This window comes from Uruburuella suis (assembly GCF_022870845.1).
GTDB classification, from domain to species: domain Bacteria; phylum Pseudomonadota; class Gammaproteobacteria; order Burkholderiales; family Neisseriaceae; genus Neisseria; species Neisseria suis.
The window spans coordinates 2497559-2512341 of record NZ_CP091507.1; the positions used below are offsets into that span (position 1 = coordinate 2497559).

Here is a 14783-nt window from a genome sequence, read left to right on the forward strand (position 1 = left end):
TTCCTTCATTTATGCTTTCTTTTTGATTCGTTGGTAGCGGCCGCCTGTCATGGCGGCGATTTGGCCGTCAAGCTCCAGCTCGAGCAGCCTAGCATACACATCTGCTGCCGGCAGACCCAAGCTTTGCGCCAGGCTGTCGGGGTGCACCGGGTCGTAGCCCATGGCTGCGAGCAGCTCATCTTTCCCGCTTTCATCCATCGTTTCAGACGGCCTCTCGGCTGTTTGAAGCGGCTCGGTTGCATCTGCGGCTGAGCTTTCGTTGCGCTCTTTATATATAGAATATGATGACAAGGGCGCTTTTTGCAACAGTTGCGGACATTCTTGCAAAATATCGTCGAGGCATTCCACCAATTTTGCGCCCTCTTTAATCAGCTTGTGACAGCCTTTGCTGTGCGGATTATCAATCGAGCCGGGCACGGCCATCACCTCGCGCCCCATTTCTGCGGCCAGCCTGGCCGTGATCAGCGAGCCGGATTCGGGTGCGGCTTCCACCACCAGCACGGCTTGCGCCAAAGCGGCGATAATGCGGTTGCGACGCGGAAAATTGCCGGCCAAAGGACGGGTGTCGAGCGGGAATTCACTCACAATCAGGCCGCGTTCGGCAATTTGGTAGGCCAGATTTTTGTTGGCCGGCGGGTAAATGCGGTCGATGCCCGTGCCCCACACCGCAATCGTGCCGCCCGCACCGGCCAATGCACCCTGATGCGCCGCCGCATCGATGCCGGCCGCCATGCCCGACACCACGGCAATTTCCTGCTCGCTGATGGCTTCGCCGAAATCGCGGGCAATGCGCAAGGCTTGCGGCGTGGCATGACGGCTGCCCACCACAGCCACCGCCGGCCGTTGCAGCAAGGCGGTATTGCCGCGCAAAAACAACACCGGCGGCGGTGTGATGCCCTCGGTGAGCATGAGCGGGAAATCTTCATCGCTCAGCAGCATTAAGCGGCAATCGGGCTGCGCTTCCCAATTCAGCGCTGCTTCCACCGCTTTCAAGGCCAAAGGATTATCGCGCCCCCAATCGCGCAAGGCCTGCTTTTGGCACAATAGTCCGCGCACGGCATCCACAGGCGCGGCCAGCGCGGCACGGGCGCTGCCGAAATGCCGGTGCAGCGCCAAAAAGCTTTCTGCGCCGATATAAGGCGTGAATGCCAGTTGCAGCCAAGCCAAACGCTCGTGTTCATTCCTCTCCATTTTCCCCCCCTTAATTTTATAGTTTTCTTGGTTATTATTTCATCTTATGACAAAATTTTATCTAACACAACACAAAGGCCGTCTGAAACCCTGCGTTTCAGACGGCCTGCCCTTCATAATGATGCAAACATCAATAAGGATCGATATTGCTGTGGATATTGTATTGGTTAAACTCGTGGCTGTGCGAATCTTGCGGCACATTGGGCGCATGCGGCCTGTCTTCTGCCATATTGTCCAAATCACGACCCGGCTCGGATGCGGCATCGCCGATGTTGATATTGGTTTTGCTCTCGAGAATAATCGCCGATGCCAGATTTTCACTGACGCGGTAAACCATGGCCAAGCCGACTTCTTCAGCCGGAATCGACACATATTTCACCACGCTGCGCCGCCCTTTCGCACCCTCTTCCAAATCCACCTGCACCTGGCGGCTGCGTTTGTAAAGGCTCAACACCGTGCCTTTTTCCAAGCCCGCCGCTTCGCCACGATTGAGCGTGATGGTTTGAAACTGGCCGGCCTCGCCGATACCGTCGAAAATCGACACCACTTTGGCATCGATATGGCGGTTGGGCGCATGCGGCATCATGCGGAAGCTGTCGCCTTCATCAGTCATTTTCAGCAAAAAATCGCCCTTGCGGATTTCCGACACCGCCTCTTCCACCACCATCGGCTGCGCGGTTTGCGTCGGCACTTTCAGCAAAGGATGCTCGCGGGTGTAATATTCGCCCTCTGGCAAATAAGCCGCATCTTTCTCGCTGCGCGCATCCAACGCGCTGTTGGTATAAGGCAGCGTGCTCACAATGCCGCTGAACACCACTTCCTGGCCGAGAAATTTATGCGTATCGGGGTCGACAATATCTTTATTGGCGCGATACACCAAATAGCGCCCCGGCTCTTTGATACCATAAGCATAAACACGATCGCCGCGGCTATAAAGCATACGGCTGTCGGGGCCTTCGATTAACTTGGGCGCATCTTGCGTTTGCAATTGAGGAATCACCTGCGGATGCTGCATAAACATGCGGTAGAAATTCACATTCACCGTTTGAATGCCGTAGCCGGCAGACATTTCGCGCACGCGCGGCGTGAGCTTCACCACGGGAATGCCGTCTTGATAAGCGGCCGCACCTTCAAAACCCAGGCGCGGCTGGCCGTTTACATAGCTCAAAGCCAGCACTTGGCCCGGATAAATCAGATGCGGGTTGCGGATTTCGCTGCGGTTTGCCCCCCAAAGGCGGCTCCACTGCCACGGGCTGTAAAGATAGCGGCCTGAAATTTTCCACAGCGTGTCGCCGGGCTGCACCACATAACGCGCCGGCGCATCCGGGCGCAACTTGAGCCCTGCGGCCAATGCGGGCATGGAAATTGCCAAGCCAACGGCGCAAAGCAAGGTTATAATACGTTTCTGCATGACGTCCCCTTGAAAATGATTTGAATTGTCATCAATTTAGTTTAGTAAATAATCAGCAAGCCGCCGCATGGCCGCTTGCCCGCCCCCAATCAATTATCTTTGCATTTTAACACCGAATATTACCAATATCATAGTTTTAAAGCGCCACACATCACCATTACATAGAGAAACTTAATATGGCTTTACTCAACATCCTCAAATATCCCGACGAGCGCCTGCACACCGTGGCCAAACCCGTGGCGCAGATTGATGAGCGCATTCAAACGCTGGCGGCCGATATGCTGGAAACCATGTATGCCTCGCACGGCATCGGCTTGGCCGCCACCCAGGTAGACGTGCACGAGCGCGTGGTGGTGATGGATCTCACCGAAGAACACAACGAGCCGCGCGTGTTTATCAACCCCGTGATCACCCATAAAGACGGCGAAACCACCTACGAAGAAGGCTGCCTGTCGGTGCCCGGCATTTACGACACCGTCACCCGCGCCGAGCGCGTAACCGTGGAAGCCTGCAACGAAAAAGGCGAAAAATTCACCCTCGAAGCCGACGGCCTTTTGGCCATCTGCATCCAGCACGAGCTCGACCACCTGCTGGGCAAAGTGTTTGTGGAATATCTCTCCCCGCTGAAGCAAAACCGCATCAAAACCAAATTAAAAAAACGTGCCAAGCACGATCTATAACCTTTTCAGACGGCCTATTAAATATGAAAGTGATTTTCGCGGGCACGCCCGATTTTGCTGCCCAAGCATTGCGCGCCATTGCCGCTGCGGGCTTCGAGATTTTGCTGGTGCTCACCCAGCCCGACCGCCCCAAAGGCCGCGGCATGCAGCTTCAGGCCAGCCCGGTAAAGCAAGCCGCGCTTGAATTGGGCTTGGCCATCGCCCAGCCCACATCGTTGCGCCACGAAGAAGCACAAGCCCTTTTGCGCGCCCAAAATGCCGACGTGATGGTGGTGGCCGCCTACGGGCTGATTCTGCCGCAAGCCGTGCTCGACACGCCCGCGCACGGCTGCCTCAACATCCACGCCTCGCTGCTGCCGCGCTGGCGCGGTGCCGCCCCGATACAGCGCGCCATCGAAGCCGGCGACGCTGAAACCGGCGTGTGCATCATGCAGATGGATGCCGGCCTCGACACCGGCGCCGTGGTGAGCACCCACCGCTACGCCATTAAAAACACCGACACGGCCACCGATGTGCACGATGCGCTTGCCGATTTAGGCGCACAAGCAATTGTTGCAGATTTGCAACAATTACAACAAACAGGCCGTCTGAACGCCAGCCCGCAGCCGCAAACCGGCATCACTTACGCACAAAAGCTCAGCAAAGAAGAAGCCAAAATCGATTGGAACCAACCCGCCCTCATCATCGAGCGCAAAATCCGCGCCTTCAACCCCGTACCCGGCGCGTGGGTGGAATATCAAAACCAGCCGCTGAAAATCTGGCAGGCGGAGGCGGTGGAACAAAGCGGCCGCGCCGGCGAAGTGCTGGCCATTTCTTCAGACGGCCTCATCGTAGCCTGCGGCGAAGGCGCACTCAACATCACCGAATTGCAACCCGCCGGCAGCAAACGCATGCCCGTTGCGGCTTTTGCCGCCGGCCGCCACATCGAAAAAGGCACCCCATTATGAGCATGGCTCGCGCCCAACAATTGGCTGCCCAAAGCATCGCCGCCGTGGCCGACGGCAAAAACCTGCAAGACGTGCTGGCCGACATCCGCGCTGCCCACCCCGACCTCACCGTGCAGGAAAACGGCGCACTGCAAGACATCGCCTACGGCGTGCAGCGTTATGCCGGCAGCCTGCGCTTTATGCTGGCGCAAATGCTCAACAAGCCCATCAACAACGCCCAGCTAGAAAGCCTGCTACTGGCGGCCATGTATCAATTGCACCACACCCGCAACGCACCGCACGCCGTGGTTAACGAAGCGGTAGAGAGCATCGCCAAAATCGGCAAAGGCCAATACCGCGCGTTTGCCAACGCCATTTTGCGCCGCTTTTTGCGCGAGCGCGAAAAGCTTGCCGCTGCCTGTCAAAAAGACAACACCGCCAAATACAATCTGCCCGAATGGTGGGTGGATTATCTGCACAGCCATTATCCCAAGCATTGGCACAACATCCTCACCGCCCTGCAGGCGCACCCGCCGATGACACTTCGCGTCAACCGCCGCCGCGGCAATGCCGAAAGCTATCTGGCCGCGCTGGCCGAAGCCGGTATCGCCGCCAAAGCGCTCGACGATTATGCCGTGCAACTGGCCGAGCCGCTGCCCGTGGCACAGCTGCCGGGCTTTTCAGACGGCCTTGTGTCGGTGCAGGATTTCGGCGCCCAAAAAGCCGCCTATTTGGTCAACCCGCAAGATGGCGAGCGCATTCTCGATGCCTGCGCCGCGCCCGGCGGCAAAACCGGCCACCTTTTGGAGCTGGCCGATTGCAAGCTTACCGCGCTCGACATTGATGCCGAGCGCTTGGCACGTGTGCAAAGCAATCTCGACCGATTGGGCTTTCAGACGGCCACCTTGGCCTGCGCCGACGCACAAGATTTAAACGCATGGTATGATGGCAAATCGTTTGACGCCATATTGGCCGACCTACCCTGCACCGCCTCGGGCGTGGTGCGCCGCAACCCCGACATCAAATGGCTGCGCCGAGCCGGCGATGCAGCCAAAACCGCCCGCCAGCAAGTGGCGCTGCTCGACGCTTTATGGCACACCCTGACAAAAAACGGCCGCATGCTGCTGGCCACCTGCTCGATTTTCGAAGAAGAAAACGCGCAGCAGCTGCAGCATTTTCTAACCCGCCATGCCGATGCCCGGTTGCTCGAATCGCATGTGCTGCTGCCCAACAAGCACCAAGATGGCTTTTATTACGCGCTTATTCAAAAGCAGTAAACACACACTGCTCATTTTGCCGCTTCTGCTGCTGATTTCTTTTCAGACGGCCGCAGAAGGCATCAACACGACCCGCGCCCAAGCCAAGCTCACCGGCAGCGGCCAGCTTTCCATCAGCAGCCGCTTCCAAACCGATCTGCCCGACCAGCTCAAGCAAGCGCTCACCCAGGGCGTGCCGCTCACCTTCACCCTCAGCTACCAGCTCTCCGCCCCCACCACCGCCGCCTACCGCTTCAAGCTCGGCCAAATCGTCGGCAGCAGCGACAGCAATGTGCAATACAGGCTCTCCTATCACCCGCTCACCGGCCGCTACCGCGTCACCGTGGGCACTTTTTCCACCGAATACAACACGCTGGACACCGCCTTGCGCGGCATAGGCGCCATTGCCAACTGGAAAGTGCTGCCCGAAGGCGCCTTGGGCGGCACCGGTGCGCAGAGCGTACGCGCCGAAATCCGCCTGATGCTCAGCACCGCGCAGCTGCCCAAGCCCTTTCAAATCAACGCACTCACTTCCAAAAGCTGGCAGCTTGATTCCGGCTGGAAAACCTTAACCATTTCACAGGAATAATCATGCGGCGCTTTCTGATTGTGGCCGTTTTCCTTGCCATGGTGTCGCTCTACATGCTCACCATCGCCACCGGCAACAGCAGCAAGCTGGCCGATTATTTCTGGTGGATTCTCGCCGCAGCCGGCATCTTGATCGGCGGCTTGCTGGCGGTGTTGATGCGCTATGCGTGGCTTTTGATGCGCGACAGCCGCCGCGGCATATTCGGCTCGCAAATCGCGCGGCGGCTGGCCGGCATGTTTACCTTGGTGGCCGTGCTACCGGGCATGTTTCTTTTCGGCGTGTCGGCACAATTCATCACCAACAGCATCGATTCGTGGTTTGGCAACGACACCCAAGAAGCGCTCGAGCGCAGCCTCAATCTGAGTAAATCCGCGCTGAATTTATCGCTCGACAACACGGTGCGCCGCGCCACCGCCATACAAATCGAATTAATCAGCTCCGCTTCACTCGGCAACGATTTGGCCGCCGCCTTGCCGCAAGCCGCCGGCGCCGCCGAATTCAGCCAACTTGCGCTCTATAATCTGAACAACGGCCGCATCGAAGCCGAGCGCAATCCGCAGCGCCTGCCCGCTCCCGAGCCCGACAAACACACCCGCGAGCTGCTCAGCCAAGCCGGCTCCGCACGCAGCATCGAAAGCATCAACAACGTGCTTTATGCACAAGGTTGGCTGATGCTCACCGAACACAACGCGCAGCAAACCGTCTTGTTTTTCCGCCAACCCATTCCGGCCAACGTGGCCAAAGATGCCTCGCTGATTGAAGCGGCCCGCGCCAAATACGCCGAATTGAGCTACGCCCAGCAAGGCCTGCGCACCTTTTTTCTGGTGACTTTGCTGGCCGCCACCCTGCTGGCGATTATGCTGGCTTTGGTGTGGGCGCTTTATTTCGCCCGCCGCTTCGTTGAGCCGATTTTATCGCTGGCCGAAGGCGCACGCGCGGTGGCGCAAGGTGATTTTTCGCAAAAACGGCCGATTTTCCGCAACGACGAATTAGGCCGCCTCACCCATTTGTTCAACCACATGACCGAGCAGCTCTCCATCGCCCAAAGCGCGGCCGAGCGCAACAGAGTGCAGCAGGAAGCCGCGCGCCATTATCTGGAATGCGTGCTGGAAAGCCTCACCAGCGGCGTGATCACCGTAGACGACACAGGCCGTCTGAAAACCTACAACCACAGCGCCGAAGCCATACTCGGCACTTCGCTCTCGCACATGCTCGGCAGCAATTGGTATGACTGGACGCACCAATCGCCGCAGCAAGCCATTTTGGCCGAAACCTTTGCCGCCATTATCGACACCGCCGGCAGCGGCAAGCCGGTGCAGCTCACTTATGCTGCGCCCGACGAATCGCGCATTTTGCTGGCCAAGGCCACCGTGCTGCCCGATGACAACGGCAACGGCATTGTGATGGTGTTTGACGACATCACCGCCTTGGTGCGTGCGCAAAAAGATGCCGCTTGGGGCGAAGTGGCCAAGCGGCTGGCGCATGAAATCCGCAACCCGCTCACGCCCATCCAGCTTTCTGCCGAACGTTTGGCATGGAAATTGCATGACAAATTAAACGAAGCCGATGCCCAAATGCTCACCCGCTCCACCGACACCATCGTGAAGCAAGTAACGGCAATGAAAGAGATGGTAGAAGCCTTCCGCAACTATGCGCGCTCACCCGCGCTCAAGCTCGAAAACACCGATTTAAACCAGATAACAGAAGAAGTACTCTTATTATATGAAGGCAGTTCGTGTACATTCTCTGCTAATTTAAGTAATATACCGTTGTGGATTGCTGCCGATACCGGTGCCATGCGCCAGGTATTGCATAATATTTTCAAAAACGCAGCAGAAGCCGCAGAAGAAGACCCATCACCACATGTTCACATCGAAACCCGCTCTGACGAGCAAAATGTCGTGCTGACGGTGTCCAACAACGGCAAAGCCTTCAGTAAAGACATATTGCATCACGCCTTTGAGCCTTATGTCACCGACAAACCCACCGGCACCGGCCTGGGCTTGCCGGTGGTGAAGAAGATAATAGAAGAACACGGCGGCCGCATCAGCCTGAGCAACTCAGCCCAGGGCGGCGCGTGTGTGAAAATCGCCTTACCCCGATTGGTAGAAACTTATGCGCAGCAGTGATATTTTAATTGTAGACGATGAAATCGGTATCCGGGATCTCCTGTCGGAAATCCTGCAAGACGAAGGCTACACCGTAGCCTTGGCCGAAAACGCAGAAGAAGCCCGCCAGCTGCGGCACCAAACCCGGCCGGCCATGGTGTTGCTCGATATTTGGATGCCCGATTGCGACGGCATCACCCTGCTCAAAGAATGGGCGAAAAACGGCCAGCTCAATATGCCCGTGGTGATGATGAGCGGGCATGCCAGCATCGACACCGCCGTTGAAGCCACCAAAATCGGCGCGCTCGATTTTCTCGAAAAGCCAATTGCGCTGCAAAAGCTGCTCTCCACGGTAGACCGCGCCCTCAAATATGGCGAAATGCAGGCCGCATCCGGCCTCTCGCTCGACAAACTGGGCAACAGCCCCGCCATTCAAGAGCTCAACCGCGCGCTCGAGCGCTCGGCCAAGCAAAACACTCCCGTGCTGCTCGCCGGCGAAACCGGCTCGCCTTTCGAATTGGTGGCGCGCTATTTCCACAAAAACGGCACCGCTTGGGTGGAACCCGGAAAAACCGAGCATATCGTAGATATTCCGCTCGATTTGCTGCAAAAAGCCGGCGGCGGCATTCTTTATTTGGGCGATATTGCCCAAAACAGCAAAAATATCCAGCAAGGCATCGGCTTTTTGCTCACCAAAGCCGAGCGCTACAACGTACGCATTATCTGCGCCTGCAGCCGCACGCTGGCCGAGCTGGCGGAAAATCCCAATCAAGACGGCAAGCTTTTGGCCACGCTCGCGGCCTTCACCGTCGGCATTCCGCCTTTGCGCAGCCAGCCCGACGATATTGTGTTTTTGGTGAACCAAATCGTGACCGAGCTGGCCGAAACCCAAAAAATTCCGCTGGTAAAATTCAGCACCGCTGCGCTCAACATCATGCGCCAATACGATTGGCCGGGCAATCTCGACCAATTGCGCAGCATTGTGAAAAACCTGGCGCTCACCGCCGACAACGATGAAGTGGGCGAGCAGGCCGTCAACAATATCCTCGGCCAATTCACCCCCAATACCAACACCGAAATCGTGGGCGGCTTCAATTTCAACATGCCGCTGCGCGAATTGCGCGAAGAGCTGGAACGGCGCTATTTTGAATACCACATCGCCCAAGAAGGCCAAAACATGAGCCGGGTGGCGCAAAAAGTGGGGCTGGAGCGCACCCACCTTTACCGCAAGCTCAAGCAATTGGGCATCAATTTCTCACGCCGCCAAGGCAGCGACAAAAACGGCGAAGAGTAATCTTTACGCAGCAAAAAGTGGCAGCAAAAGGCCGTCTGAAATCGTTTCAGACGGCCTTTTGCTGCCAACTTCATTCATCATCACGCAACCTTGTCCACACCAAGCAGCTGCAAGCGCCCATCAAATTGCCACCCGCTGCAATCTGTGCTTTAATCAACGCGCATGAAACAGGGGTGCTGCCACACGGCGGCTGAGAGTGACCCTTACACCCGAACAAGATAATACTTGCGTGGGGAGTTTTCAGCGTAGTTTTTTTCAGACGGCCTCAAGCAGCAACCAAACACAAGGCCGTCTGAAACCCAAACACCACGCTCCTGTTTCCCGATTGCCACCCCGAGAAACAGGAGCATTTTTATGACCACCGCCAAGCCCACCGAATCGCAGCAGCTCGATCAGCTTTCCCACGATTTGGGCATTCAATTTGCCTATCCGAATTCCGACAAAATCTATCTGTCCGGCAGCCGCGCCGACATGCGTGTGCCGCTGCGGCAAATCCGGCAAGACGACACCGTGTTTGCACAAGGCCGCGAGCCCAATCCGCCGATTCCGGTTTACGACACCAGCGGCCCTTATGGCGACCCGAATGCCGAAATCGACCTCAAGCAAGGCCTCGCCGATGTGCGCGGCACCTGGATTGCCGAGCGCGGCGACACCGAGCAATTGGCCGGATTATCGAGCGAATACGGCCAAGCGCGCGCGCACGACCCGCAAACAGCCCACCTGCGCTTCAACCAAATCACCCGCCCGCTGCGTGCCCAAAGCGGCAAAAACGTGACTCAAATGCATTATGCGCGCCGCGGCATCATCACGCCGGAAATGGAATTTGTGGCGCTGCGCGAGCGTATGAAGCTCGATGAGCTGATGCGTGATGCGCGCTATGAAAAGCTGCTGCGCCAGCACGCCGGCCAAAGCTTCGGCGCCAATATTCCCAACCATCCCGACCAAATCACGCCCGAATTCGTGCGCAGCGAAGTGGCGGCAGGCCGCGCGATTATCCCCGCCAACATCAACCACCCCGAGCTGGAGCCGATGATTATCGGCCGCAATTTCCGCGTGAAAATCAACGGCAATCTGGGCAACTCGGCGGTTACTTCATCGCTCACCGAAGAAGTGGAAAAAATGGTGTGGTCGCTGCGCTGGGGGGCAGACACGATTATGGATTTGTCTACCGGCGCGCACATTCACGAAACGCGTGAATGGATTATCCGCAATGCACCTGTGCCCATCGGCACAGTGCCGATTTATCAGGCGCTGGAAAAAGTGGGCGGCGTGGCCGAAGATTTAAGCTGGGATTTGTTTCGCGACACTTTAATCGAGCAGGCCGAACAGGGCGTGGATTATTTCACCATTCATGCCGGCGTGTTGCTGCGCTATGTGCCACTCACCGCCGAGCGCCTCACCGGTATTGTGTCGCGCGGCGGCTCGATTATGGCCAAATGGTGCTTGGCGCACCATCAGGAAAACTTCCTCTACACCCATTTCGACGACATTTGCGAAATCATGAAAGCCTATGATGTGTCGTTTTCGCTGGGCGACGGCCTGCGCCCCGGCTGCATTGCCGACGCCAACGATGAAGCGCAATTCGGCGAATTGCACACCTTGGGCGAGCTCACCGCCAAAGCGTGGCAGCACGATGTGCAGGTGATGATTGAAGGCCCCGGCCATGTGCCGCTGCAACGGGTGAAGCAAAACATGACCGAAGAGCTGCAACATTGTTTTGAAGCGCCGTTTTACACTTTGGGCCCGCTCGTTACCGACATTGCGCCGGGCTACGACCACATCACCAGCGGCATCGGCGCGGCCAATATCGGCTGGTATGGCACGGCCATGCTCTGCTATGTTACCCCCAAAGAGCATCTGGGCCTGCCCGATAAAGAAGACGTGCGCACCGGCATCATCACCTACCGCATCGCCGCCCATGCCGCCGATTTGGCCAAAGGCTGGCCGGGCGCGCAATTGCGGGATAACGCTTTGAGCAAAGCACGCTTTGAATTCCGCTGGCGCGACCAGTTCCGCTTAGGCCTCGATCCCGAACGCGCCGAGGGCTACCACGACCAAACCCTGCCCGCCGAAGGCGCAAAAATCGCCCATTTCTGCTCGATGTGCGGCCCCAAATTCTGCTCGATGAAAATCACGCAGGAAGTGCGCGATTATGCCGCCGCACAAAAAGGCATGCAGGAAAAAGCGGTGGAATTTGTGCAGCAAGGCGGCAAGATTTATCGGTAAACATATTTCAACCGCATAAGCCCGAGGCCGTCTGAAAGCAAAGTTTCATACCAATCCAAAAAATAACCTTACAAAATAAAAGCAGTTCGATAGCACCAACCGCGTAGGTCGGATTCTTGAATCCGACGTTTGGCCATCGGCCAAAGCGATGTGCGTGGCTTGTTCTACGAACAAGTGTCGGATTCAAGAATCCGACCTACGGGCTGCCTGTTTGTATATTATTTTTTAGAATGGGTATCAGACGGCCTCGAAACCATCAATTGTGTTTTTTGTTTGTGCTCATATGATAAGGCCGTCTGAAACTTTGCTTTCAGACGGCCTTATCATTGATGATGCAATTATTTCACGGTGGTGCGGCTGCTCTCCACGCCGCCCTTGATTTCACCATACATCTGCGTGTTGCCCGTGCCGCTGCCGGCACAAGCGGCCAGCAATGCAAGGGCAGCAAGCGCCAATAAGCTTTTTTTCATGTGGTTTGCTCCTAAAAGTTTCAGACGGCCTCATCATAAACCAAAGCGCGCCCGTCTGCATTATGCGGGTTTGCGCCCCAAGGTGATTCTATCGAGCCCGGCCAAATCGGGCAGCGTGGCCACTTCGACAAAATCGTGCTGCACCAACAGCGCGCGCGCAGCTTCACCCTGATTGTAGCCGTGTTCCAGCAACAGCCAGCCGCCGGCTTTCAAAACATGCGGCGCACCTTCTGCCAGCGCGCGCAGGCAGCTTAAGCCATCGCTAAAATCGGTGAGCGCCTGCTGCGGCTCGAAGCGCAAATCGCCTTGCTGCAAATGCACATCGCCCGCTTCGATATAGGGCGGGTTGGACACCACCACATCGTAAACCTGTGTTTCAGACGGCCTGTCCACCGCAAACCACGAGCCTTGCGCAAATTCAAGCTTTGCGCCCAACGAAGCCGCATTTCGAGCGGCCACCGCCAGCGCATCTGCGCTGATGTCGGAAGCACGCACATGCGCATCGGGGCGCTCCAGCGCCACCGTTACCGCCACCGCGCCGCTGCCCGTGCCCAAATCCCACAGCCGGCCTTGCGGCGGCAATCGTGCCAGCGTGGCTTCCACCAAGTGCTCGGTTTCGGGGCGCGGAATCAGCACCGCATCATTCACGATAAAAGTGCGGCCGTAAAACTCGCGCACGCCCACAATATAAGCCATCGGCTCGCCGGCCAAACGCCGCTGCACCAGCGCAGACAATGCAGCTTCGTTTTCCCCGTCAAGCGCATCCCGCCCGCGGGTGAGCAGCTGGGCGCGGCTCAGGCCGGTGCAATGCTGCAACAAAATGCGCGCTTCCGGCAGCGGCAGCGGCGCGGCGCGCAGCCAGTTTTCAAGCGTGTTTGCCATTTCAGACGGCCTTTATCGGTGGGTTAAACAAAGCGTGTAAAACGATGATTATTTTATGATAATTGTTTTATTTTTATATAGTGGCATTAAAGAAAAATGGCTACTGAGTAGAAAATCGCACCGACATAGATTGGTTTGCTTGGGTTGACAAGCCAAGCTGCCGTTTGTAGCCATTTTTGATGCATTTCACTATAAAAGGCCGTCTGAAAACCGTAAATCTTTTTCAGACGGCCTATAGTTAAATGCAAGAAACCAACTGCCACGGCGCTACAGCAAAAAGATCGTTGCCAGCCCCAGAAAAATCAAAAAGCCGCCCGAATCGGTTACCGCGGTAATCAGCACCGAGCTGCCCAAGGCCGGATCGCGGCCGGCTTTTTCCATCGCCACCGGTATCAACACGCCCACGGTGGCGGCCAGCAAAAGATTGAGCGTCATCGCGGCCACCATCACCAAGCCGATGCCGGGGCTGTCGTAAAGCAGCCATGAAATCAGCCCCATCGCGCTGCCCCAAATCAAGCCGTTTACCAGCGCCACGCCCACTTCTTTTTTCAGCAGCCGCCGCGCTTGCGAGCCGGAAAGCTGCCCCATGGCCATAGCGCGCACAATCATGGTGATGGTTTGGTTGCCCGAATTGCCGCCGATGCCGGCCACAATCGGCATTAAGGCGGCCAGCGCCACGATTTTGGCAATCGAGCCTTCAAAAGCGCCGATCACGCGGCTGGCGATAAAGGCGGTGCACAAATTAATCGCCAACCACATCCAGCGGTTTTTCACCGAATCCCAAATCGGCGCAAACAAATCTTCTTCTTCCTGCAAGCCGGCCATGTTCAACATATCGGCTTCGGATTCTTCGCGGATTACGTCCACCATTTCATCAATGGTGATGCGGCCGATCAGCTTTTTATTGGCATCGACCACTGGCGCGGTAACCAAGTCGTAGCGCTCAAACGCCAGCGCGGCTTCTTCCACATCGTCTTCGGGGCGAAAGCGCACCACATCGGTGGCCATCACATTCTCCACCCGCTCTTCGGGGTCGGCCACCAGCAGCTTGCGCACGGGCAGCACGCCTTTGAGCACATCGTTATCGTCTACCACGAAAATTTTGTCGGTGTGGTCGGGCAGGCTCTCGAAGCGGCGCAGATAGCGCAGCACCACTTCGCAAGCCACATCGGCGCGGATGCTCACCAATTCGAAATCCATAATCGCGCCCACTTGGCCGTCTTCAAACGACATCGCCGCCGCCACTTGCGCGCGCTCTTCTTCATCGCGGGTTTTCAGCGCTTCATACACCACTTCGTGCGGCAAATCGGCGGCCAATTCGGCCAATTCGTCGGCATCCAAATCATCCACCGCGGCCAGCAATTCTTGCTGGTCCATGGTTTCAATCAGGGTTTCGCGCACCGCGTCCGACACTTCCAGCAGCACTTCGCCGTCTTCTTCGGGCGCGGCCAAATGCCACACCAGCGCGCGCTCTTTCTGTGGCAGCGATTCGAGCAGGCCGGCCACGTCGGCCGGGTGCAATTCGTGCAAAATGGCAATCAGCTCAACCAGCTTGGCATTGAGCTTGCGATCTTCCACCGGCAAATCGGCGTCGATCTGCTCGGACACGGGCAGCAGCGCTTCGGCCAGCTCGTGGATGCGTTCGATATCGAGCGGCAGGCGGTCGACATCGCTTTGGGTAACAGATTCTGCTTGGGTGCTCATAAATACTCCGCCCGCCTGATTGCGGGCGCAATATCCGGCGGGATCA

The 14783-nt window shown here is 57.1% G+C and carries 12 protein-coding genes and 1 riboswitch; of the genes, 7 read left to right on the forward strand and 5 right to left on the reverse strand.

Features of this window, described 5'->3' with window-relative positions:
• Positions 1 to 9: 9 nt before the first annotated feature.
• Together dprA and LVJ78_RS11485 are read right to left on the reverse strand one after the other, a co-directional pair.
• Entirely contained in the window at positions 10 to 1191 is a 1182-nt protein-coding gene (gene dprA / locus LVJ78_RS11480; protein WP_132953466.1) for a DNA-processing protein DprA, read from the reverse strand.
• A 130-nt stretch (positions 1192 to 1321) separates the two neighbouring features.
• Positions 1322 to 2602, reverse strand: coding sequence for a LysM peptidoglycan-binding domain-containing protein (locus LVJ78_RS11485; RefSeq protein ID WP_132953467.1), 1281 nt, complete (start codon positions 2600 to 2602; stop codon positions 1322 to 1324).
• A 176-nt stretch (positions 2603 to 2778) separates the two neighbouring features.
• Between LVJ78_RS11485 and def the strand changes: the two genes are divergently transcribed.
• From def to thiC, 7 genes are all read left to right on the forward strand, one after another.
• Entirely contained in the window at positions 2779 to 3282 is a 504-nt protein-coding gene (gene def / locus LVJ78_RS11490; RefSeq protein ID WP_132953468.1) for a peptide deformylase, read from the forward strand.
• Positions 3283 to 3305: 23 nt separating this feature from the next.
• Entirely contained in the window at positions 3306 to 4229 is a 924-nt protein-coding gene (gene fmt / locus LVJ78_RS11495; RefSeq protein ID WP_132953469.1) for a methionyl-tRNA formyltransferase, read from the forward strand.
• A complete protein-coding gene (rsmB, locus tag LVJ78_RS11500; RefSeq protein ID WP_132953470.1) occupies positions 4226 to 5485 on the forward strand; it encodes a 16S rRNA (cytosine(967)-C(5))-methyltransferase RsmB in 1260 nt (419 codons plus the stop codon). The genes fmt and rsmB overlap by 4 nt, the downstream gene beginning before the upstream one ends.
• Complete coding sequence (locus tag LVJ78_RS11505) at positions 5451 to 6053, forward strand: DUF4390 domain-containing protein (protein WP_132953471.1); 603 nt, start codon at positions 5451 to 5453, stop codon at positions 6051 to 6053. The genes rsmB and LVJ78_RS11505 overlap by 35 nt, the downstream gene beginning before the upstream one ends.
• Before the next feature lie 2 nt (positions 6054 to 6055).
• A complete protein-coding gene (locus LVJ78_RS11510; protein WP_132953472.1) occupies positions 6056 to 8182 on the forward strand; it encodes a sensor histidine kinase in 2127 nt (708 codons plus the stop codon).
• Positions 8169 to 9455 carry a sigma-54-dependent transcriptional regulator gene (locus LVJ78_RS11515; protein ID WP_132953473.1) on the forward strand — a complete coding sequence of 429 codons (1287 nt, stop codon included), beginning with the start codon at positions 8169 to 8171 and terminating at the stop codon, positions 9453 to 9455. The genes LVJ78_RS11510 and LVJ78_RS11515 overlap by 14 nt, the downstream gene beginning before the upstream one ends.
• Positions 9456 to 9614: 159 nt before the next feature.
• Positions 9615 to 9708: riboswitch (TPP riboswitch) on the forward strand.
• A 101-nt stretch (positions 9709 to 9809) separates the two neighbouring features.
• Positions 9810 to 11681, forward strand: coding sequence for a phosphomethylpyrimidine synthase ThiC (thiC, locus tag LVJ78_RS11520; RefSeq protein ID WP_132953474.1), 1872 nt, complete (start codon positions 9810 to 9812; stop codon positions 11679 to 11681).
• Between the two features lie 338 nt (positions 11682 to 12019).
• Here thiC and LVJ78_RS12485 read toward each other — a convergent pair whose 3' ends face one another.
• From LVJ78_RS12485 to mgtE, 3 genes are all read right to left on the reverse strand, one after another.
• Positions 12020 to 12151, reverse strand: coding sequence for a hypothetical protein (locus tag LVJ78_RS12485; protein ID WP_279387851.1), 132 nt, complete (start codon positions 12149 to 12151; stop codon positions 12020 to 12022).
• 60 nt (positions 12152 to 12211) lie between these two features.
• Positions 12212 to 13033: a peptide chain release factor N(5)-glutamine methyltransferase gene (gene prmC, locus LVJ78_RS11525; protein ID WP_132953475.1), complete on the reverse strand. Its 822-nt coding sequence runs from the start codon at positions 13031 to 13033 to the stop codon at positions 12212 to 12214.
• A gap of 267 nt (positions 13034 to 13300) precedes the next feature.
• The gene (gene mgtE, locus LVJ78_RS11530; RefSeq protein WP_132953476.1) at positions 13301 to 14737 is read right to left on the reverse strand and encodes a magnesium transporter; all 1437 of its coding nucleotides are present in this window, start codon (positions 14735 to 14737) and stop codon (positions 13301 to 13303) included.
• Positions 14738 to 14783: the final 46 nt, after the last annotated feature.

Excerpts from the sequence above, each read along its gene's own strand:
- dprA (WP_132953466.1), bottom strand. The coding sequence starts at position 1,191 with ATGGAGAGGAATGAACACGAGCGTTTGGCTTGGCTGCAACTGGCATTC.
- LVJ78_RS11485 (WP_132953467.1), bottom strand. The coding sequence starts at position 2,602 with ATGCAGAAACGTATTATAACCTTGCTTTGCGCCGTTGGCTTGGCAATT.
- def (WP_132953468.1), top strand. The coding sequence starts at position 2,779 with ATGGCTTTACTCAACATCCTCAAATATCCCGACGAGCGCCTGCACACC.
- fmt (WP_132953469.1), top strand. The coding sequence starts at position 3,306 with ATGAAAGTGATTTTCGCGGGCACGCCCGATTTTGCTGCCCAAGCATTG.
- rsmB (WP_132953470.1), top strand. The coding sequence starts at position 4,226 with ATGAGCATGGCTCGCGCCCAACAATTGGCTGCCCAAAGCATCGCCGCC.
- LVJ78_RS11505 (WP_132953471.1), top strand. The coding sequence starts at position 5,451 with ATGGCTTTTATTACGCGCTTATTCAAAAGCAGTAAACACACACTGCTC.
- LVJ78_RS11510 (WP_132953472.1), top strand. The coding sequence starts at position 6,056 with ATGCGGCGCTTTCTGATTGTGGCCGTTTTCCTTGCCATGGTGTCGCTC.
- LVJ78_RS11515 (WP_132953473.1), top strand. The coding sequence starts at position 8,169 with ATGCGCAGCAGTGATATTTTAATTGTAGACGATGAAATCGGTATCCGG.
- thiC (WP_132953474.1), top strand. The coding sequence starts at position 9,810 with ATGACCACCGCCAAGCCCACCGAATCGCAGCAGCTCGATCAGCTTTCC.
- LVJ78_RS12485 (WP_279387851.1), bottom strand. The coding sequence starts at position 12,151 with ATGAAAAAAAGCTTATTGGCGCTTGCTGCCCTTGCATTGCTGGCCGCT.
- prmC (WP_132953475.1), bottom strand. The coding sequence starts at position 13,033 with ATGGCAAACACGCTTGAAAACTGGCTGCGCGCCGCGCCGCTGCCGCTG.
- mgtE (WP_132953476.1), bottom strand. The coding sequence starts at position 14,737 with ATGAGCACCCAAGCAGAATCTGTTACCCAAAGCGATGTCGACCGCCTG.